This window comes from Natronoarchaeum rubrum, from assembly GCF_024494695.1.
On sequence record NZ_JANHDP010000002.1, the window covers coordinates 592,090 to 612,976 of the forward strand.

Consider the following 20,887-nt stretch of genomic DNA (forward strand, 5'->3'; position numbering starts at 1 on the left):
ACGTCGCCGACCGGCGGACGCCGGTTTCCCGCACCGTACCAGCTATCCCGCGGGACGCTGCTGGGTATTTTTGCATCAGTGCTCTAGAACACGACGTGTCCCACAGACTGACTGCGCGTTCGATCGACCCCGACCGTCTCGACGATCGCACTGCACTTCGATTGCTGCTCCGCGACTCGACCGACGGATGACTGCGGGAGAGCCCCATCGCCTCGAAACCCCGGACGGTCTCACGCTCGCTGCCGCGCGCCACCGCGCTGACGGTCCCACGAAGGGGGCGGTCTTGCTCGCGCACGGACTCGCTCAGGACATGGACGAGGGCGGGATGTTCGTCCGCCTCGCCGACCGTCTCACCGAGGCCGGCTTCGATGCCGTCCGGTTTACCTATCGCGGTCACGGGGACAGCGACGGCGACCCGAGCGGCGTGACGGTCGCGGGCGAACGCCTCGACTTCGAGACCGCGTTCGAGTACGTCACCGCCGAGTGTCCGGGCCCGTACTTCGTCGTGGCCAAGAGCTTCGGCGCCGTCTCGACGTGCCTTTCGCTCGACCGCTTCGGCGACGACCTCTCGGGCGTCGTTCTCTGGAACCCGGTGCTGGACGTGGACGGGACCTTCCTCGATCCGACGCTCCCGTGGGGCGTTCGAAACTTCACCGGCGAGCAGTTGGCGGAACTCCGGGCGACCGGGACGCTCAGCGTCGACGGTCGATTCGAGATCGGGCGGGTGCTGTACGACGAACTCCGGCGATACGATCCCGACGACCGTCTCGGCGAGAGCTCGCTTCCGGCGCTCGTGATCCACGGCGACGCTGACGAGATCGTCCCCTACGAGGACGCGCGACGCGTCGCGATGCAACACGGAGCCGACTTCCACACAATCGAGGGAGCAGGCCACGGTTTCGTCACACCCGGCGAACCGACGCCGGGTCGCGATGCCGACCGAGAACAGGACCGCCGCACGGTCGCGTGGATCGACGAACGGGTCGATCCCTGACCGAGCGCCTACAGTTCTTCGGAGGGGTCGGCGTCCCCCGGGTCGTCCAGCCACTCGTCGGCCCACGTTTCGAGATCCTCGAACACCGGTCGGAGCGCCTTCGCTTTCTCGCTGAGACTGTAGTACACCGCGATCGGATCCGCCTCCTCGGAGCGCCGCTCGACGAGGTCGTTCTCCAGCAGGGTCTCCAGCGTCTGGGACAGCGTGCGCGACCGCGCTTCGGTCTCGCGTTTCAGCTCGTTGAATCGCAGTTCCCCGTCCTGGAGCGCCAGCAGCACGTTCAGTCGCCACGTCTCGCCGATGATGTCGACCGCGTGGACGATCGGACACGAGGTGCTGTTTGCCCGCTGGATCGCCTCTTTTCGTTCTTCAGCTGCCATCTAACAGCCCTACCGAGGGGGACGACGACAATAAAACTGCGCGCCCGGTGTACTTCGGTATACCTGCCGCTCGCCCCTATCGGAGCCGCGTGTCGCTCCCGTACTATATGCGATGCCGACGTACCATCGCGCACGCTGAATCCAACAGCCGCGGCGGTCCCATCCGACGGGTGAGTCTCGGTGTCCACAGAATCCCTCAAAGAACGACTCAGCCGACAACTGTCGTCGATACTCCCGGTGCTGGAGTGGCTTCCGCGATACGATGCGTCGTGGCTTCGACTGGACGTCGTCGCGGGGATCACCGTCGCCGCGTCCGTCATCCCCGAAGGGCTGGCGTACGCGTCGCTGGCGAACCTGCCACCGGAGACCGGCCTGTACGCCGGGTTGATGGCCGTCGTCGCCTACCTGTTGTTTGGCACTTCTCGGCAGCTCATCGTCGGACCGACTTCGGCGCTGGCGATCTTGCTCGCAAGCGGCGTCGGAGCGGTCGCCAGCGGGACCACCGCCTCGTACGCGTCGCTTGCTATCGTGACGACGCTCCTCGTCGGCGTCTTCGCGATTGTCGCGTGGGCGTTTCGGCTGGGATTTCTCGTCCACTTCATCTCGGACTCCGTACTCACGGGATTTTCCGCCGGCGCGGCGCTGTACATCATGTCCACACAGCTCGGGAAGCTGTTCGGGATCGAAGGCGGAGCCGGACCGTTCTACGAACGACTCTGGTACACCGGCACTCGACTCGGTGCGACGAATCCCGAGACCCTGGCCGTCGGCGTCGCCGGCGTCGCGTTGCTCGTCCTCGGAGAGCGGTACCTGCCACGATTTCCGAACGCGCTCGTCGTCGTGGTCCTCTCGATCGTGCTCGTGTCGGTGACTGATCTGCAGGCCCGCGGCGTCGCTGTCGTCGGCTCGATCCCGAGCGGGCTGCCCGCGCCGACGGTCCCGGCCATACCCAGCATCTCGACGCTCGGATCGCTCGTCCCGATCGCCGCCGCGCTGTTTCTGCTCTCGTACGTCGAAGGTATCGGCGTCGTCGAGACGTTCGCCCGACGCCACGACGACGACCCCGACGCGAACCAGGAGCTGCTGGCCGACGGCGTCGCCAACCTGGCCGCCGGCTTCGGTGGCGGGTTCGTCGTCGGTGGCAGTATGTCCCGGTCGGCGCTCAACGACGCCGTCGGCGGCAAGACACAGCTCACGAACGCCGTCGTCGCGCTCGTGCTCGTCGCCGTCTTGCTCTTTCTCACCGGCGTGTTTAGGTCGCTCCCGGAAACGATTCTCGCGGCAGTCGTCATCGTCGCCGTCACGAGCCTGATCGACGTGCCCGCACTCCGGGAGCTGTACCACGTGAGCACGAGCGAGTTCGCCATCGCGATGGCGGCCCTGCTTGGCGTTCTCACGGTCGGGATGCTCTGGGGCGTCTTCGTCGGTGTGGGCCTCTCGTTGCTCGTTGCCATCGGCCGGGTCAGCAGTCCGACGACGCACGAACTCGGTCGGATTGACGGGACGGACCATTTCGTCGCTCTCGACCTGTATCCAGCGGCGGCGACCAGCCCGGACGTGTTCGTGTATCGCGTCGAGGCCGAACTGTTCTACGCGAACGCGGAGACGGTTCGAACTGACCTCCTCGATCGGCTTGCGAACCGCGATGCCGATAGCGAACTGGTCGTCTTCGATCTGACCTCGTCGCCGACGGTCGATTTCGGCGCCGCACAGATGCTCGAAAAACTCCGGCAGGACCTCGACTCCCGCGGAATCGATCTTCGATTTGCGGGCGCGGACGCAGAGGTCGCCCAGATGTTCGAGACGACGGGACTCGCAGCCAGCGTCGACGGTGTGGCTCCCGAGGAATCGGTCGACGAGGTCGTCGAGCGCTGGCGAGCGGAGCGGTCGTCGTAGCTGATGTGAGGCGCTACTTATTCTACGGTGGTGTCAAAATTATAATAAAACGATAGCTTCAGATGAACAGCCGATACCTGTGTGTACGCACGTCATACCGATCCTTGCTTGAGGATTTCGACACGGCCCGTCCGTCATCTCACCTCGATATTTGAGGCCTGGAAGAGATGTTCTGGCCGAGGAATACTCTGTGTTGTCCTCGAACTGTCGTTCTGGGAGAGCAACGGCTATCTATGGCTAAAGACTATTATAAACCGTGATGCAAGCAGCGACATATCACGGCCGAAAAGACATCCGCGTCGAAGAGGTCACAGAAGAGACAGTCGGTCCAGACGACGTCAGAATCGACATCACTGCCTGCGGTATCTGTGGGTCAGACCTCCACGAATACACCGCCGGTCCGATTTTCGTTCCGGAGGGCGACCCGCACCCCGTATCCGAGGAAGTCGCGCCGATCAGGATGGGTCACGAGTACAGCGGCACCATCTCGGAAGTCGGCGACGCCGTGACCGGCCTCGATGTCGGTGACGCCGTTGCGGTCAACCCCATCCTCTACTGCGGGGAGTGTCGGCAGTGCCGAGAAGGAAACTACCACATCTGCGATTCGATCGGGTTCATCGGACTCTCCGGGGGGAGCGGTGGCTTCGCCGAGAGCGCGGTCGTCGACGCAGAACACGCCGTCCCGCTCGGGGAGGACGTCCCCGTCGAACACGGCGCACTGGTCGAGCCGCTCAGCGTTGCACTACACGCGGTGCGCCGGTCCGGACTCCAGGCCGGCGATGCCGTCGCCGTGTTCGGGAGCGGACCGATCGGCCTCGCAGTGATCCAGTGTGCTCGCGTGGCCGGTGCGGGAACGATCTTCGTCTCCGAACCGCGCGACGCCAGGCGCGAACGGGCGGCAGACTGCGGCGCGACGGAACTCATCGACCCGTCGGCGACCGATCCCGTCGAGTACATCCACTCGCACACCGACGGTGGCGCCGACATCACCTTCGAGGTCGCCGGCGTCGAACCCTCGTTCAATGCGGCCGTCGAGAGCACGGCTCCGAGCGGCCGTACGACGATCGTGAGCATCTGGGAAGAGGAGGTCAGTACGCATCCGAACAACCTCGTCCTCGGCGAACGGACCGTGACCGGGACGCTCGCCTATCTCGGTGGACCGCGGTCCGACGAAGAGTACGGAATGGTGATCGACATGCTCGCCGATGGCCGTCTCGATCCGGACCCGTTCATCACCGGCCGAATCGGCCTCGACGAGATCGTCGCCAACGGGTTCGACCGACTTATCGATCCCGAGAGCGACCACGTCAAGATCCTCGTCAAGCCCGATATGGAGTGAACTACCCCACCCTACTCGCTCACGCTGACGCCGCTCGCGTTCGTCGGATAGACTGAGCGATTCGACGGCGGTTCCGTCGGTGTCGTGGGCGTCCGTGAGACTCCCCGCGTCGATGCCGATGCACCGCTCGGGGTTCTCCGGGAGTCGTCGGGCAGATCACGGTGATAAGTGAGCGGGATCTAATCGGGTTTCGAGAGTCACAGTCGCGTCCGACCGCTCTTGAGACAGTCTACGATCTCCGGAGCGGTCGTGTTCTGGGGGAGAGTAGTCTCTCAACTTCTCGATCAGGCTCGTGGGGGCACGTCTCAGCGGTTTCTGACGAATCGAGGGGATGACCACGCCCCGGATATTTGGCCATCAAAATCATGAGGCTACCTATGACCCCGGGAGAGTCTCCTTCAAACGGGAGTCCTTCTCAATCTGGGGGAATACAGCCGAGGATACAATACTGGGCTCCAGCAATCGCCGTGAGTCTGACGACGTTCCTCGTGGTTCTCAATGCATCCCTGATGAACGTGGCGATCCCTACGATGGTAGACGAGTTCGACACCACGATCACCGTGATCCAGGGGGCCGTTTCACTCTACTCGCTGGTGATCGCTGCGCTGATTCTGCCGGCCGGTACGTTGCCGTCTCGCCATAGTGTCAGGCGTGTAATGACAGTCGCACTGATCGTCTACGCCGGGGGGACGCTGGTGGCGTCGATTAGCTGGAACACCACGATCCTCTATCTCGGCTGGTCGCTCGTCGAAGGGGCCGCAGCCGCCGTGTTGTTTCCCCTGACGTTCACTGTATTGACGGTCAGTTACGAAGACGACGACCGGGCGAAGGCGTTCGGACTGTTGGCTGGTGTGAGCGGGGTCGGTTCGACTCTCGGACCCATCATCGGCGGCGCGCTAACCACGTACGCGAGTTGGCGATGGGGATTTACGCTCCAGATTGTCGGTGTCGGGTGTATTCTCTATTTCGTTCAATACGTGAGTCCGACTCCGCTGTCCGAAACGCGCAGTTCGCTGGACAAAGGTGGGACAGTGCTGTCCATCGTCGGTGCGACGACGCTCGTCACCGGGTTCCTTCTTACCGGCAAGTACGGGTGGTTAGTCGAACGACGGCCGTTCTTCGTCGGTGCGGTGCAGTTCAATCCGCTTGGGACGTCGCCGGCGATCTGGCTTTTCGGGGTCGGACTGCTCGCGTTTGCCGCGTTCGTTCAGTACGAACGCCGACTGGAACGTGCCGGAGAGTCACCGCTGGTACCGATGAGCGTACTGACGAACCGTCCCTTTTTAGCCGGCGTTATTACGTACAACATCCGATCGATAATCTCGGCTGGTTTCCTGTTTATCTTCCCGGTCTATCTTCAGGCAGTACTCGGATACACCGCCTTTGAAACCGGGCTGGCGTTGTTACCGTATTCTCTCGCGTCGGTCCTTTTTGCGGCGTTTACGACCAACTGGCGAACGTACGTCTCGCCAAAGACGCTTATCCAGGTCGGTATCGTGTGTATGGGCGTTGGACTGGTGCTGTTGTACGAGCAGACGGGCCCAGACCAGACGATCAGCGGGATGGTTATCCCAGTAACGCTGTATGGAATCGGCGTCGGGCTCATACTGGGACAGATCACGAATATGACGATGTCGGCTGTCCCCACCGCGGACTCCGCCGAGGCATCCGGCGTCCTGAACGTCAGCAGTTCGATCGGGTTTGCCCTGGGGACAGCAGTCGTCGGCTCGTACTTTCTCGGACACTTCTACGGTGGTGTCGTCGATAGAGTGCTCCGAGCGGAACACGTGGCCGTTTCGACGGAGCAACGAAACGATCTGGTGATCGCTCTCGAAGATGCAGCAGAGACGGCGACCGAAGCCACACAGCAGCGCTTCGTGAGCCAACTCACTCCGACACAACAACAATTGCTCGAAGGGATCTTCGAGGCCGCGATGTTCGACGCTCAACGAGCGACGCTGCTCCTCCTCGTACTGATCGTGCTGCTCCTGCTTATTGCATCGACGTTCCTTCCGCGGCAGATACCGGAAGCCGACGAGTGAACGGTCTACCCTGGGTTCGTCTCGGGATTCTCGACGACTCTCGTACCGACACCGGGCAATTCTCGACAGCGGTCTGTCGTCGATGCGCCTGCGAATATTTGTGACTGGGTGTGGGAGAACGTCGCATGTTGGTCGTGTGGGCCGAGAGTTGCGGTTCCTCCGGTGCGTGGTACACGGATACTCGTGCTCCCGGTTTCGGAGGTCGATGAACAGTGTCCGTTCACGTCAGCCTCGACGTGGTCGCCCTCGTCGCGGCCATCGTCGGCCTCGGTGTAGGGGCGCAGTTGCTCGCCGCGAAGTACCGGGTGCCGAGCGTACTGTTTCTCCTCCTCACGGGCGTCGCCATCGGTCCGGAGGGCCTCGGGTTGATACCGCCTGACGCCGCCGGCGGTGCGCTCTCGACCATCGTCGGCGTGAGCGTCGCCATCATCATCTTCGAGGGGACGTTTCGCCTCGAGTACGGGGCCATCTGGAAGACGTCGAAGGCGGTCAGCCGGATGATCACGATCGGAGCGGTCATCGCGTTCGTCGGGACGGCGCTGACCGTGCGCCTACTGCTGGGAGCGAGCTGGGACATCGCGTTTCTCGTCGGCGCGCTGCTGGTCGCCACCGGCCCGACGGTCATCGCGCCGATTCTCGCGGTGGTTCCCGTTCGCGAGGAGGTCGCCACGACCCTCGAAGTCGAAGGGATCGTAAACGACGTCACGGCCGCGGTGCTTGCGGTCGTCCTCTTCAAGGCAATGACGGCCCAGCAACTCGCGCCGGGCGGGTACGTGTGGCTCTTCGTCCAGCGTCTCGCGACGGGAGTGATCGTCGGACTCGTGGTCGCCGGGATCGTCTGGTATCTCCTTACTCAGGTCGAACATCCATCCGAGACCGCGCCGCAGACGGCCCGGTTGCTCGTGCTGGCCGGTGCCGTCATCGCGTTCGCCGCCGCTGACTCGGTGTTCTCGGAGGCCGGGATCGTTGCCGCCGCCACTGCGGGATTCGTCCTCGGAAGTCTCGAACTGCCCTATCAGGAGGAGATACTACAGTTCATGAGGGACGAGACGTTACTGGTCCTTTCGTTCGTCTTCATCACGCTCGCGGCGTTACTCGAGTTCGAAGAACTCCTCGCTCTGGGAGTCGCCGGGCTGGCGGTCGTCGCGGTCCTGATGCTCGTGATCCGTCCGCTGGCCGTTTTCGTTTCGACAATCGCGGTCGGCTTCACGACGAGCGAACGGCTGTTCGTGAGCTTCGTCGGCCCGCGGGGGATTATCCCCGCGTCGGTCGCGACTCTGTTCGCCGTCCGGCTGCAGACGGAGAGGCCCCCGTCGGATCCTTCGGGAGCGCATTTGCTGCTCGGCACCGTGTTTCTCACCATTCTCGTCACGGTCGTCATCGAAGCGGGGTTGGCGAGACAGGTCGCCGGTGTGCTTGGGGCGACCGAGTCGGAGCAGTGAGTGCCGAACTCGATCAGTGAACAGGGTGTACGACCACTCGGAGAACGCAACGCTCCAGATGAATGCGGAACGAAAGGTCGGGATCAGAGAGAATCAAAGAGCGAAACCGCTGGCACCAGAGGCGCGTGCAGAATGTGGTGAGAACACTCCAGTCGCACTGGACGTGCTGTCCGCTGTGTGGAACACAATACGGTCCCTGAGAAACCGCTCTATCTGGATCAGCAGGTTCTGCGCGGTCCGGAACGCAGACCGGATGAGAATCACCAGCGGAGGAAAGAACGTTTTAGCCTTGGCGGGATATTCGTTCGACAATGAGTGAATCGGACGGTCCGAAACAGGTCTCGGACCCGGAGTACCACAGCGAGAACCACACCGCCGCCCAGACCTGTGGATGGACCGCCAACGCCCTTCGCGGCGAGGGTAAGTGCTACAAGTACGCGTTCTACGGCATCGAGTCCCACCGCTGCATCCAGATGACGCCCGTCGTCAAGTGCAACGAGCGCTGCGTGTTCTGCTGGCGAGACCACGCGGGCCACGCCTACGAACTCGACGACGTAGAGTGGGATGATCCCGAAGCCGTCGTCGACGCCAGCCTACGCCTGCAAAAGCGGCTCCTCTCGGGGTTCGGCGGCAACGACGAGGTCCCACGCGAAGTGTTCGAGCAGGCGATGGAGCCCCGGCACGTCGCGATCTCGCTGGACGGCGAACCCTCGCTGTACCCCTATCTCCCCGAGCTAATCGACGAGTTCCACGCCCGGGACATCACCACGTTCCTCGTGAGCAACGGCACCAACCCCGAGATGCTCGCGCGCTGCGATCCGACGCAGCTGTACGTCAGCGTCGACGCGCACAACCGGGCGATGTTCGACGACGTCGTGAAGGCCGTCGAGGACGACGCCTGGGAATCGCTGATCGACACGATGGACGTGCTCGCAGCGAAAGACGAGACGCGGACGGTCCTCAGAACGACGCTCGTCGAGGGCGAGAACATGCGCGATCCGGACTGGTACGCCGCCTTCTACGACCGCGCCGACCCCGACTTCGTCGAGCTCAAGGCGTACATGCACGTCGGCCACTCGCGCGGGCGACTCGATCGGTCCTCGATGCCCGACCACGAGGACGTGCTCGCCTTTACCGAGGAGATCCAGGAGCACATGCCCGAGCACGACGCGATCAAAGACGTCCCCCAGTCCCGCGTCGCGCTGCTCGCGCGCGACGCCGACACCTGGGTGCCGAAACTGAACAAGGACAGCGAGTTCTGGGCGGACGACCCGCTGGCAGGCGATTGATCTTCCGGCGGTCGGCGGACAAAATTTACTTCGGTTCGTCGAGGGGGTCGCCGACGACGTACCGCTGGAGAACGGTCATCTCGTCGCCGTCGTCGCTTCGCCACACCACCTGGACGACGTCGCCGGTCTCGATGAACTCGTAGGGCGGCGCCGTCTGCTCGCCGTCTTCGGGATCGCTCTCGACCTCGTCGGCGGGTCGGATCACGGTGCCGTTGAGCGAGTCGCCGTAGACGGCGATCCGCGCGCTCGTCTCCTCGACTGCGGCGTCCTTCGACGTCCAGACGGGCGCGATCCGGACGGAGCCGTTGTCGAGTTCGCGGACGGTCCACGCGCGCTCGCCGTTGACCGTGACGACGACGTTCTCCTGGTCGATCTCGAGGCCGCTCTCCTGGGTGATCGTCAGGGTCGTTCGGTTTGCGTCGCCGCCGTGTGGGATCGTCTCGTTCTGGGATTCGTACTGGAAGCTCGCGTACGGCATCCCGTTGCGTTCCTGATCCGTGTCGATCACGAACGCGTTCGCCGCGAGGGCGACGGCACCGACGAGCGCGGCCGAGAGGAGGATCAGCGCTACGACGGACGCGACGACCCTGCGATCTACCGCCGGGAGTCTATCTCGTGGATTCATCGGACACCGCTGGTGGGTACGGCCGGTACGACCGACCGTCGCTTAAGCGCGTTGGTGCGGTTCGGTCGCCCCGCTGTCCTGCCATTCGGTCAGGACCGCACCTTCCGACGGACGCCAGTCCCGACGACGTACGCGAGTCCGGGGACCTGCCGCGGCTCGGGGCGCTTCGCGGCGACCAGATGCCCGGCACCGCGCCGGAACTCCCCCTCGCTGAGATAGAGCCGGGCGATCATGTAGTCGTGCGCCCCCGTGATGTCGCGTCCCTGTGCTTCGAGGCGCTCGACCGTCTCGGAGAACGTTTCGAGGTAGTGGTCGTCCGCTTTCCTGACCGCCTCGGCCGGCGGGCTGCCGGTCGCGTACCGACGGACGAGCTGGTCGTCGACGTACGCGAGTTTTCCGCGACGCAGCACCCGGATCAGGAACTCGGGATCTTGGAACCGGTCGAACGACTCGTCGAACCCGTCGATCGCGCGCGCCACCTCGGTGCGGACGAGCAGCGTCGAGCCGGCGCTCGTGTGGAGTTCGTCCGCGAGTACGTCACCGATCAGTTCCGCGCCGCCCTCGTCGCCTTCGGTGTGCGTCTTGCGTGAGATTGCTGACGCGAGGAGCTCGTACACCGGGTGTCGGTCGCCCGCGATCTCGACCCCGCAGTAGGCTGCGACCCATTCATCGGAGCGCGCCTGGAGCGTCCACACCTGCCGTTCGAGTTTCTGGGGCAGCCACTCATCGTCCGAGTCGAGGAAGGCGACGTACTCCCCCTCGGCGTGCTCGATTCCGGTGTTTCGGGCCGCGCTGCCGCCCCGGTTGGTCTCGTGTGCGAGGTACGTCACTCGCGGGTCGTCGTACCCGGTCACCACCGACTCCGTGTGGTCCTCCGAGGCGTCGTCGACGACGAGGAGTTCGAAGTCGTCGAGCGTCTGGTCGAGCACGCTGTCGATCGTCCGCGGCAGTGCGTCCGCGCGGTTGTAGGTCGGAACGACGACGCTGACAGTTGGCATGAGCGGTCCGTTCGCGGGGACGGCACTTTATTACGGACCAGATAGTCGACGGCAGGCGCGGATCGGCTTCCGTGTGGGCGATTCGACGCCGCAGGCGCGCGGTCCGACGCCGTGGGCAGGTCGCTGTATCCGCTCTTTAGCACCTCCGTAGTCCTTCGCCGCGCCGTCTACGCGGCCGATAATAACGACCCCCGCTCCCGACTGGGGAGACGATGACAGACCGGTCACGAATCGTACGGTACGCGGGTATCGCACTCCTCGTCGGCGCGCTCGTCGTGACGGCGGGTTGCACGTCGGCGCTGGACGGCGGCGGGCCGTCCGACGGGAACGAAACTGCACCGACGGAAAACGAGAGCGCGGTCAACGAGACCGACACCGAGTCGTCCGACGGTGACGACCAAGAGAGCGGCGACGGTCACGATCACGGGGACGGAGACGGCCACGACCACGGTGGCGCTGACTCCGACGAGGGAGAAAACTCGTCGTCGGCGTCAGCCAGCGGTCGCATGACCACTGTGGTCGCCGGAACCGAACTATCACCCCAGCCGTCGGACGACGCCGCGATCCAGTTCGCGGAGAGCGACGACACCTGGCAGCTGGACGAGAGCGGCGTCACCGTCGCGTCGGCGCTCTCCCAGGCCTACGGCGTCGACGTGACGGCCGACGCCGTCACCCACGACGGGACGACCTATCACGACGGTGACGGCGGAACGTCGGTTCACGTCCGGGTGAACGGCGAACCGGTCGACCCCACGAGCCGCGAACTCTCGGACGGCGATCAGGTGTGGCTCACCGTCGAGACCGACGAGATGGACGTCGACGTGCCCGGCGAGTACATTCCGCCCGAGGACCAGCACATCCACGGCGACATCGAGTTCGTCGTCGAAGGCGAGGAGATCGACTTCAGCGCGGATCGGTACCAGTCCGGCCACCAGCACTTCCACTTCGAGGGCGGCGCGGCCGATCCCTGGCACGCCCACTCTTGGAGCGTCTCGCTCGGCTACGCGATGTCGACGCTCGACGGGATCGACGTGACCGACGGCGAGGTCACGTACGACGGGACGACCTACACCGACGAGGAAGTGACCGTCGAAGTCAACGGCGAGTCGGTCGACCCGGACGAGTACTTCCTCAAGGACGGCGACTCGGTGCGGATCGTCGCCGGGGGAACGTAGGCGCGCAGCGCTATTTTAGACGCAGACCGAGCGTTACCACTCCGGGAAGCTGTTTTCCGACATCGAGAGGTCCGTCGCGCCTTTGTCGAGATACCCGCCGTACAGTTCGTTGTCGACGATCGTCGCGTCGTCCGAACTATCGAGCAGCTTCAGCGCCTCGAAGCCGTCGTACGATCGGGCGGTGACGTCTGAGACCTCGGCGCCCGCGACGTCGATGATCGGGTGGTGCGTGGACACGTACGTCCCGCCCGTGACCTCGCAGTTTTCCCCGTGGATCTCGATCGCGCGGCGGTAGTCGGGTCCGGGCTGGTCGACGATCAGGTCGTCGAACTCGCAGTTGGCCCGCTCGCAACGGATGGCATTGCGCCCGCTCGCGCCCGAGGCGTCGCCGTCGATCGTCGCCCGGCGGACCAGCACGCGCTCGTCGTCGGCGGCGTTCCGCCCGCGAATCTGGAGGGCGTGCCCGCCGCCGTCGATCTCGATATCGGTGTCGAGGACGTCGACCGCGCCGGCGTAGGGGTTGATCACGACGCCGTGGTTGGCGCGGTCGCCGATCGTGACCGTCGTCTCCTGGATCCGCGCCGAGTCGACGGCGTTCAGCACCGTGATCGCGTTCCCGTTCGGCTCGGGAAGCCGGACGTCCGTGTTGTACACCCAGAGGTGCTCGCCGGCGTCGAGGCGGATCCCGCGCTGGTTGTGTCCCTCCCGCCGGTCGTCGACGACGACCGTGGCGTTCCGGACGTAGCTGTAGTCGCCCGCCAGACGGATGTTGGCGACGTTGCTGTTCCTGTAGACGCCGCCCTCGACGACGACCCGGCCGTCCGCGCCGGAGACGTACAGGCCGTTGTCGGGGAACTCGCCGAGTTCACAGTCCCGGACCCACAGCTTGCCGGAGTGACTCGCCGAAACCAGCATCCCGGTCGGGCCGACGTCGATGTCGCCGACGGTGTTCTCGGAGAACGCGCCGCCGTCCGGCGCGCGGAACCCCTCGACGGTCCCGATGCCGTCGTCGTCGGTGACGCAGAACAGCGCCGGTCCGAACGTCCCGGTGTCGTGTTGGCCCAGAACGTCGATATCGCGAACCTGCATGCCGTCGCTGACGTACGCTTCGACGGCGCGCAGGCCGCTGTTCTCGGCCGTGAAGTCGAAGTCGAACCCCTCGAACCGCAGATCCCGCCCCGGCGAGTAGATGACGCCGAGCCGGAACAGCCTCGCAGCGCCGCCGAACGTTCCCTCCGTGACGACGTTGTCGTCGACTGCCTCGACCGTCCCCGGGACGATCGTGGCGTCCTCGCCGACCAGACCGAAGTTCTCGAAGCCGGTGTATCGAAACTGCTCGGTCATCAGGTACCGACCCGGCGGAAACACCAGTAGGGTGTCGTCCCCCCGGAGCTCCACCAGGAGGTCGTCGATCGGTTCGCTGCCCGTGTTGTCGGCGCCGGCCTCCACGACGTTGATCACCGTCCCGTACTGGTCGTCGTACTCGCTGGCTGCCGCCGCGCTGGACGGAACCGAACCGGCGAGCAGCGACCCGGCGATGCCGACTCCTGCGAGTCCGAGGAAGGTTCTGCGATTCCTGACCGTCGAAGGACTGTCCGAAGCGCCCTCTGTAGCAGAGCCGCGCCGATCCACCGATGTGCCGTTTTCTTGTTTCATAGTCGAGATCACGCACCAAGTTTTCGAGTCCGCTACAACGGCTGTTTAGCGCGCATGTAAAACTTTGTGTTTCTGTTACTAATATACAATATGCGGCTAAAAAGGGCTTCAAATGGCCCAAAACTGGGTTTTAGTACATTAACGTAGTCCGTCATATTGTAAAAAATTAAAATAGCCAGACGAGGTTCATGTCTGCAACGATACATCACGACGCCGGCCGACCGCGCCGTTCGAAAGCCGGCCGCCAGTCGGTGTCGGAATCGCTTACCGCATCTATAATAATACCCGCCCCAGCCCTGGCTGTGAACACCCGACCAACGGGTTTGACCGAAACCATGAGCCGAAAGAGCAAATCGCTACTACTGGGTGCTATCGTCATCACCGCCGTCCTCGCGTATCGGCGGCTCCGAACACCGTCGAACGACGCCGCGGCCGAATCGGCGATCGAGAAATCGACCGAAAACCGGCCGTCGGGTGCGTAGCATGTACGGTGGCAAGACGATCGCTGCGGTGATCCCAGCGTACAACGAGGAGTCGTTCGTCGGCGACGTCGTCGAGACGCTGCCCGAGTTCGTCGACCGCGCGTACGTGATCGACGACGCCTCGACCGACGACACCTGGGCGGAGCTCCAGCGCGCCGCCGAGACCGTCAACGACGAGTGGGACGCCGAAAACGACGCCTCTCACGCCGAGGTGGCGCCGGAGGACGCGCACGCTTCGCCCCAGACCGCGTCCGACGGCGGCGTCGGCTTCGGTCGTCGCGTCGTTCCGATCCAGCACGAGGAAAACCGGGGCGTCGGCGGCGCGATCAAGACCGGCTACCAGCACGCGCTGGACGACGGCGTCGACGTCACGGCCGTGATCGCCGGCGACGGGCAGACCGAACCCGACATCGTCGAGCGGATCATCACGCCGGTCGTCGAGGGTGACGCCGACTACGCGAAAGGGAATCGTCTGCTCTCGCAGGACCGCAGCGACATGCCGCTGTTCCGGCAGGTGGGCAATTTCGTGCTCACCGTCATCACGAAGATCGCCAGCGGCTACTGGAAGCTGATGGACCCCCAGAACGGGTCGACGGCGATCTCGCACGAGGCGCTCGCGGCGGTCGACATCGACGAGATGTACGAGGACTACGGCTACTGCAACGATCTGCTGATCCGGTGTAACACGAACCAGCTGCGCGTCGCCGACGTCTCGCGGCGGGCGGTCTACAAGGACGAGGAGAGCCACATCACCTACTCGACGTACATTCCGAAGGTGTCGGCGCTGCTGCTCCGAGGATTCCTCAGGCGGTTGCACGCCCGATATCTCGGTCGAGACTTCCATCCGCTGCCGTTCTTCTACTACCTCGGCGCCGCCGGCGCGGGAGCGGGGCTGGTCGCCACGCTGAAAAACGTCGTCTCGGACGACGCCGACGTCGCGGGATCGCTGGGGTTGTTCCTGCTCGGCTGGCTGTTCATGCTGCTGGCGATGGTGTTCGACCTCGACGAGAACCGCGGGCTCGACGTGCAGGTGTACGACTAACCCCGCGACCGGTCGCATTTTCGCGTCGCTCGATCCCTCTCGCAGACGCCGGAATCGACGCTTCGCCGTTAGAACCGGCCGTCGCACTCCGAACTGTTCTTCGACGTGTGCGTTTCTCGCCCACCGTATCGTCTCGCGTTCCAGAGAGGTTTAGCGCCATCGTAGCCTCGATCGGCATTCGAAATTCCCGGCTCTGAAGGCCTGAAACCGTCATATTCGCTTAGCTGGCGGGTAATAAAGCCCCTCTCGCGGGTAGGGACGTCCGCGATGACAGACCTATCCAGACGACGCGTGCTGCTGACGGGCGGCGGGCTCGCGATCACGGCACTCGCCGGCTGTACCGGCGACGAATCGAACGACGGCGACGAGAACGAGCCGATGGACGGCGGCAACGAGACGGACGACCCGGCGGCGAACGAGACGGGCGACTCGGCCGCGAACGAGACCGACGGAGAGACCGAGACGGACGCCGCCCAGGAGCCCTACGACAACGGCGACGTGCACAAGCACGGACAGCTGTACCTGGAACTAGACGGCGAGTCGATCGCGCTCGGAACCGAAGAGGAAAACTGGGAGCAAAACGGCGCGGACGAACACTTCTACTTCACGGAGGGTGACAGCACTACGTGGCACCTCCGATCGCGCGGCGTCACGCTCGAGTACGCGCTGAACGCGATCCCGACCCTCGAGGCGACCGCCGACAGCCTGACCTACGACGGCACGACGTACGAGGACGGCGACGACGCGTCGGTGTCGTTCCGGGTGAACGGCGAATCTGTCGACTTCGAGCAGTACGCGCTCGAGCACGGCGACGAGATCCGGATCACCGTCGATACCGACGGGAGCGACGCGACGACTGACGAGGGATCGATAGACGGTGGGAACACGACTGACTTGAACACGTCCGACGGGAACGAATCCCAGACCGACAGCAGCTTCTGACACACCGGCGCGCGGCGACGCCTGCTGGACGCCGTCGACCGGGTCCCATCACTTGATCGTCGCACCGCGAGTGATGCCGCTCAGTCGCTCGACAGCGTCACGTCGTCCAAAAACTGTTCTTGCCACCGGCAGAGCCGCTCTAGCTTTCGTATTCCCTCGTCGGTCGCGTCGTACAGGTTCGTTCGGCCGTCGCAACGCCGCTTTTCGACGAGCCCGCGCTCCACGAGCGCGTCCAGGTTCGTGTACAGTCGTCCCGGGAGGACGTCGCGGCCCTGGGACGACTCGAGACGCTCTTTGATCTGCTGTCCGTTCGCCCCGCCCGCTCCGGCGGTCACGAAAAGCAAGTCGCGCTGGATGCCGCTCAGTTCGTACACCTGCATAGCTCGGCCGTCCGACAGTCGTGGGGGGCGGGGCAAGTACGCACCACACCGTTCGCAATTCTACGCACCTGATAAGTTCGTTCGCGCGGCGAGCGCATCGTCGGCGAGCGAGCTTAGCAGGCGTATAATAACGGGACGCGGCGCCGTCGGTTCGGCCGTACCGCCGGCCGGATTTCACCTTCCCCATTGGCCTGGTTGTTCGCGGTCGGCGGTACGTGGTGTGAGAGCCGCTCCCCGCGCAAGCCCGCCGGCCCGTCGTGCGGGCTTGCGTCGTTGTTGCTTCGGCGTCTCGGCGCCACGGTGAACGATCACCGGCCGTCGAGCGTCGTCGAGATGGCTTCCAGCTGCAGCCGCCGCTACGGGACTGCCGTCTGCCTTACCTGCCGCTTAGTAAACCCCCCGTAGCCCCGACGATCGGACGATGCAAGCAGTCGTTCTCGCCGCAGGAAAAGGGACGCGCATGCGACCGCTCTCCGACTCGGTTCCCAAGCCCATGCTCCCGGCCGCCGACCGTCCGCTCGTCGCCCACACCGCCGACGCGGCGATCGACGCGGGCGCCGACGAGCTCGTGCTGGTCGTCGGCTACGGCGCGGAGACCGTCAGGGAGTACTTCGGCGACCGATACCGCGACGCGCCGGTCCGGTACGCCGTCCAGGAGGAACAGGCCGGAACGGCCGACGCCGTCCACGCCGCTCGCGACCACCTCGACGGCCCCTTCGCCGTGCTGAACGGCGACAACCTCTACGAACCCGCAGGGGTCGAGGCGCTGTTCGAAGCCGGTCCGGCCGTGGCGTCCTACCAAGTCGAGACGCCGTCGAACTACGGCGTCCTGTCGACCGACGACGGGGCGGTCACGGACGTCGTCGAAAAGCCGAGCGATCCGCCGACCGACCTGATCAACGCGGGCGCGTACGTCTTCCCCGAGGCTGCGCGCGAGTGGCTTGACGTCCCCCGCAGCGAGCGCGGAGAACGGGAGCTCACCGACGTTCTCCTCGACGTCGTCGAGCGCTTCGACGTGACGCCGGTCGAACTGACGCGCTGGCTCGACGTCGGTCGCCCCTGGGAGCTGCTCGCGGCGAACGAGTGGACGCTCGCGACCGCCGACCGGGAGCTGGCCGGAACCGTCAGCCCGGACGCGACCGTCGAGGGGTCGGTCGTCGTCGAGTCCGGGGCCACGGTCAAGTCCGGGGCGGTGATCGAGGGCCCGGCGCTGCTCAGATCGGGCGCGAGCGTCGGTCCCAACGCCTACGTCCGCGGGGCGACGCTGCTGGGCGAGGATGTCTCGATCGGTCACGCTGTCGAGATCAAGAACAGCGTCGTGCTGTCGGGGACGAGTATCGGCCACCTCTCGTACGTCGGCGACAGCGTCGTCGGCCGGGACGCGAACTTCGGCGCCGGGACGAACGTCGCGAACCTCCGGCACGACGATCGCCCGGTGGAGGTCACGATCAAGGGCGAGCGCGTCTCGACGGGTCGGCGCAAGTTCGGCGCCGTCGTCGGCGACGGCGTCAAGACCGGGATCAACACGAGCCTCGACCCCGGCGTGACGCTGTCGACCGGCGTGACGACCGTCCCCGGAGAGCGGGTCGCACGCGACCGCTATGACGATCCGGATTGACGGCCGTCGGGGGGTCGGGTCCGTAGCCATCGCGACCCCACCCGCCGCCAGTCCGACGCGCGCCGTGGTCGCTCCCTACCCTCTCCTCATCGACGCGCGAGGTGAACAGTGAACCGGAGCATCACCAGCGGGTTCCTGTCGGTCGTCAGCACCAAGGTCGTCGTCATGATGCTCGGCCTGCTGACCTCGCCGCTCCTGACTCGCTATCTCGGCGGGCAGTACGGCGACTACGCCTTCCTGCTGTCGCTGTTCGCGATCTTCATGATCTTCGTCAGTTCCGGCGTGAGCGACGGCGTCCGGAAGTACCTCGCCGAGGAGCGCCCGGATCCCAACTGGGACGAGCACGTCGTCGGCTTCTACTTCCGGTTCGCCGCGTTCGCGGCGCTGGTCGGCGCCGCGGCGCTGGTCGGCGCGGCCGAGTCGGGGATCGTCGCGGAGCGCTTCGGCGACGAGCGCTACCGGACGTACTTTTACCTGCTCGCGGCGCTCGTGGTCACCGCGCAGTTCCGCGAGTACGCCCGCCGGACGCTGATGGGGTTCGGACTGGAGCCGTACTCGGAGACGCTGAAAGTCCTACAGAAGCTCACTTTCGTCGGTAGCGCCGTGCCGCTGGCGGCGCTCGGCTTCGGCGTCCCCGGCGTGCTCGCCGGCCACATCCTCTCCAGCGCGCTGTCGGCGCTCATCGGCTTCGCGATCATCGTTCGACAGGTCCCGATCTCGTCGGTCGTCCGGATCCCGTCGCTGTCGTTCCCGCGCCGGGAGCTGCTCACGTTCAACGGTCTCAGCGTCGTCCTCGTGTTGCTACTGACGTCGCTGTACCACGTCGACGTCATGATGCTCCGGCCGATGGCGGGCTCGGAGGCGACGGGGTACTACAAGATCTCGCTGACGCTGGCCGAGCTGCTCTGGTTCGCGCCGCTGGCGATGCAGACCGTGCTGTTGCACTCGACGTCGAGCCTCTGGTCGACCCAGAGCCGACAGCGGATCAGCAGCATCTCGGCGCGGGTGACGCGGTACACGCTGCTGTTCACCGCGCTGCTCGCGCTCGGCGTCGCGGCGCTCGCGCCGACGGCGATCCCGCTGCTGTACCCCGACGACTACGTCGCCAGCGTGACGCCGCTGTTGCTGTTGTTGCCCGGCGCGGTCGGGTTCGCGGTCGCCCGCCCGATCCTCGCGATCGGTCAGGGGAAAGGCGACCTCGGCCCGCTGATCCTCACGACCGGCGTCGCGGCCGCGCTGAACCTCGCGCTCAACTTCCTGCTGATCGGTCGCTACGGGATGTACGGGGCGGCCGTCGCCACGAGCGTCGGGTACGGCTCGATGTGCGTCCTCCACGTCTGGAGCGCCCGCCGCCTCGGCTTCGACCCGCTCGCGGACGCGCGGCTCCTGCGGGTGACGGCCACCGCCGCGCTGTCGGCGGTCCCCATCTTCTACGCCGCCGGTCTCTTCGACCGACCGATCGCCGCGGTGGCGGTCGTTCCGCCGGTCGGCGCGGCGACGTTCTTCGCGATCGCGATCCTGACGCGCGCGATCGACGTCGCGGAACTCCGCGGTCTCCTCGGCTCCGTCCCCGGCGTCGAAGGGGGACACTCGCTCGGATCGAACCGCGTTTCCTCCCCGAACGGCGGCTTGATCACCGCCGGCGGACTGCAGAAGGCGCTGCTCGCCGCCGGGACGCTGTTCTTCCTCGTCGGCATCGTGCTCTCCTCCGTCGGTCCGGGACTGCTCGGCAGCGGCCAGGCGGCGACCCCGGACGGCCCGACCAACGAGACGGCCGAAACGACGGACCCGGCCCCAGAGGACGATACCGCGGGGGACGACAGCACTGCCGGCGAAGACGACGCCGGCGACGGAGGTGGTGACGGGTCCGACGACGGGTCCGGTGGTGGTAGCGACGGCGACGTCGGCGACGACAACGAGTCCGCCGGAACGGTCGACGACAACGAATCTGATGGCGACCTCGCTGACAACGAGTCTGATGGCAACGTCAGCGATAACGAGTCGGGCGGCGGCTTCGACGATAACGAGTCGGACGGTAGCTTCAGCGACAACGACTCCGGCGGTTCAGTCGGCGATGATAACGAGTCAGACGGTGGCTTCAGCGACAACGACTCCGACAGTTCGGTCGGTGACGATAACGAGTCGGATGGGACGGTTGGCGACGATGATGAGTCGGACGGCGGCTTCAGCGACAACGACTCGGACGGCAGCTTCGACGATAACGACTCGGACGGCAACGTCAGCGACAACGATTCGGGCGACAGCTTCGACGACAACACGACAGACGGCGGCGGTAACACGTCCGGCGACGGCAACACGTCCGACGACGACCTGCTGTTGCGCGTCGCCGAGTACGACGGCTGACCGCCGTCCGCGTTCGGCATCGCCTGAGGATCCGTCGTCGCCCGACTGACGAACGCGCCGTTCCGTGTCGCTCATATTTTCCGTGACATCGAGAACAGACCACCGCTGGAGAGCCACCCCAAGTGCCTCGGCCGATCGCGTGGGAGTTCTCGGCGTCTCTCGCCGCTGGAAGGCGACGGGCGCTGCTGAGCGCATGAGAGACGAACCGACCGGTCGACGCCCT

At 65.3% G+C, this 20,887-nt stretch carries 16 protein-coding genes and 1 pseudogene; 11 read left to right on the forward strand and 6 right to left on the reverse strand.

The window, feature by feature from the left end; translation table 11 throughout:
• The first annotated feature begins 187 nt into the window (after positions 1–187).
• A complete protein-coding gene (locus NO931_RS07180; RefSeq protein ID WP_256391948.1) occupies positions 188–994 on the forward strand; it encodes an alpha/beta hydrolase in 807 nt (268 codons plus the stop codon).
• Positions 995–1,002: 8 nt separating this feature from the next.
• Here the strand turns inward: NO931_RS07180 and NO931_RS07185 are convergent, their stop codons facing one another.
• Positions 1,003–1,374 carry a winged helix-turn-helix transcriptional regulator gene (locus tag NO931_RS07185; protein ID WP_256391949.1) on the reverse strand — a complete coding sequence of 124 codons (372 nt, stop codon included), beginning with the start codon at positions 1,372–1,374 and terminating at the stop codon, positions 1,003–1,005.
• Positions 1,375–1,554: 180 nt separating this feature from the next.
• On the opposite strand from NO931_RS07185, the gene NO931_RS07190 reads away from it, so the two are divergent.
• A complete protein-coding gene (locus tag NO931_RS07190; protein ID WP_256391950.1) occupies positions 1,555–3,270 on the forward strand; it encodes a SulP family inorganic anion transporter in 1,716 nt (571 codons plus the stop codon).
• 259 nt (positions 3,271–3,529) lie between these two features.
• Entirely contained in the window at positions 3,530–4,609 is a 1,080-nt protein-coding gene (locus NO931_RS07195) for a 2,3-butanediol dehydrogenase (RefSeq protein ID WP_256391951.1), read from the forward strand.
• A 15-nt stretch (positions 4,610–4,624) separates the two neighbouring features.
• On the opposite strand, the pseudogene NO931_RS20815 reads toward NO931_RS07195, so the two are convergent.
• Positions 4,625–4,750 (reverse strand): annotated as a pseudogene (locus tag NO931_RS20815) (RNA-guided endonuclease TnpB family protein); the annotation flags it as partial.
• A 326-nt stretch (positions 4,751–5,076) separates the two neighbouring features.
• Between NO931_RS20815 and NO931_RS07205 the strand changes: the two are divergent.
• From NO931_RS07205 to twy1, 3 genes are all read left to right on the forward strand, one after another.
• The gene (locus NO931_RS07205; protein ID WP_375142044.1) at positions 5,077–6,651 is read left to right on the forward strand and encodes an MFS transporter; all 1,575 of its coding nucleotides are present in this window, start codon (positions 5,077–5,079) and stop codon (positions 6,649–6,651) included.
• Between the two features lie 212 nt (positions 6,652–6,863).
• Positions 6,864–8,093 (forward strand): cation:proton antiporter, encoded by a 1,230-nt coding sequence (locus NO931_RS07210; protein WP_256391953.1) that lies wholly within the window; start codon positions 6,864–6,866, stop codon positions 8,091–8,093.
• Positions 8,094–8,404: 311 nt separating this feature from the next.
• Positions 8,405–9,382, forward strand: coding sequence for a 4-demethylwyosine synthase TYW1 (twy1, locus tag NO931_RS07215; protein ID WP_256391954.1), 978 nt, complete (start codon positions 8,405–8,407; stop codon positions 9,380–9,382).
• Between the two features lie 25 nt (positions 9,383–9,407).
• Here the strand turns inward: twy1 and NO931_RS07220 are convergent, their stop codons facing one another.
• Together NO931_RS07220 and NO931_RS07225 are read right to left on the reverse strand one after the other, a co-directional pair.
• On the reverse strand, positions 9,408–10,007 hold the full coding sequence (locus tag NO931_RS07220) for a hypothetical protein (RefSeq protein ID WP_256391955.1): 600 nt from the start codon (positions 10,005–10,007) through the stop codon (positions 9,408–9,410).
• Between the two features lie 89 nt (positions 10,008–10,096).
• Complete coding sequence (locus NO931_RS07225; RefSeq protein ID WP_256391956.1) at positions 10,097–11,005, reverse strand: glycosyltransferase family 2 protein; 909 nt, start codon at positions 11,003–11,005, stop codon at positions 10,097–10,099.
• A gap of 212 nt (positions 11,006–11,217) precedes the next feature.
• Here NO931_RS07225 and NO931_RS07230 point away from each other — a divergent pair, with 212 nt between their 5' ends.
• On the forward strand, positions 11,218–12,180 hold the full coding sequence (locus NO931_RS07230; RefSeq protein ID WP_256391957.1) for a hypothetical protein: 963 nt from the start codon (positions 11,218–11,220) through the stop codon (positions 12,178–12,180).
• Positions 12,181–12,213: 33 nt separating this feature from the next.
• Here NO931_RS07230 and NO931_RS07235 read toward each other — a convergent pair whose 3' ends face one another.
• Positions 12,214–13,836, reverse strand: coding sequence for a hypothetical protein (locus NO931_RS07235; RefSeq protein WP_256391958.1), 1,623 nt, complete (start codon positions 13,834–13,836; stop codon positions 12,214–12,216).
• Positions 13,837–14,319: 483 nt separating this feature from the next.
• On the opposite strand from NO931_RS07235, the gene NO931_RS07240 reads away from it, so the two are divergent.
• The gene (locus tag NO931_RS07240) at positions 14,320–15,360 is read left to right on the forward strand and encodes a glycosyltransferase family 2 protein (protein WP_256391959.1); all 1,041 of its coding nucleotides are present in this window, start codon (positions 14,320–14,322) and stop codon (positions 15,358–15,360) included.
• 267 nt (positions 15,361–15,627) lie between these two features.
• Positions 15,628–16,302: a hypothetical protein gene (locus NO931_RS07245; protein WP_256391960.1), complete on the forward strand. Its 675-nt coding sequence runs from the start codon at positions 15,628–15,630 to the stop codon at positions 16,300–16,302.
• Between the two features lie 80 nt (positions 16,303–16,382).
• Here NO931_RS07245 and NO931_RS07250 read toward each other — a convergent pair whose 3' ends face one another.
• Positions 16,383–16,682, reverse strand: a complete 300-nt coding sequence (locus NO931_RS07250; protein WP_256391961.1) for a PadR family transcriptional regulator — start codon at positions 16,680–16,682, stop codon at positions 16,383–16,385.
• Between the two features lie 421 nt (positions 16,683–17,103).
• Between NO931_RS07250 and glmU the strand changes: the two genes are divergently transcribed.
• Both glmU and NO931_RS07260 read left to right on the forward strand, forming a co-directional pair.
• Complete coding sequence (glmU, locus tag NO931_RS07255; RefSeq protein WP_256391962.1) at positions 17,104–18,300, forward strand: bifunctional sugar-1-phosphate nucleotidylyltransferase/acetyltransferase; 1,197 nt, start codon at positions 17,104–17,106, stop codon at positions 18,298–18,300.
• Between the two features lie 108 nt (positions 18,301–18,408).
• Complete coding sequence (locus NO931_RS07260) at positions 18,409–20,664, forward strand: oligosaccharide flippase family protein (RefSeq protein ID WP_256391963.1); 2,256 nt, start codon at positions 18,409–18,411, stop codon at positions 20,662–20,664.
• Positions 20,665–20,887: the final 223 nt, after the last annotated feature.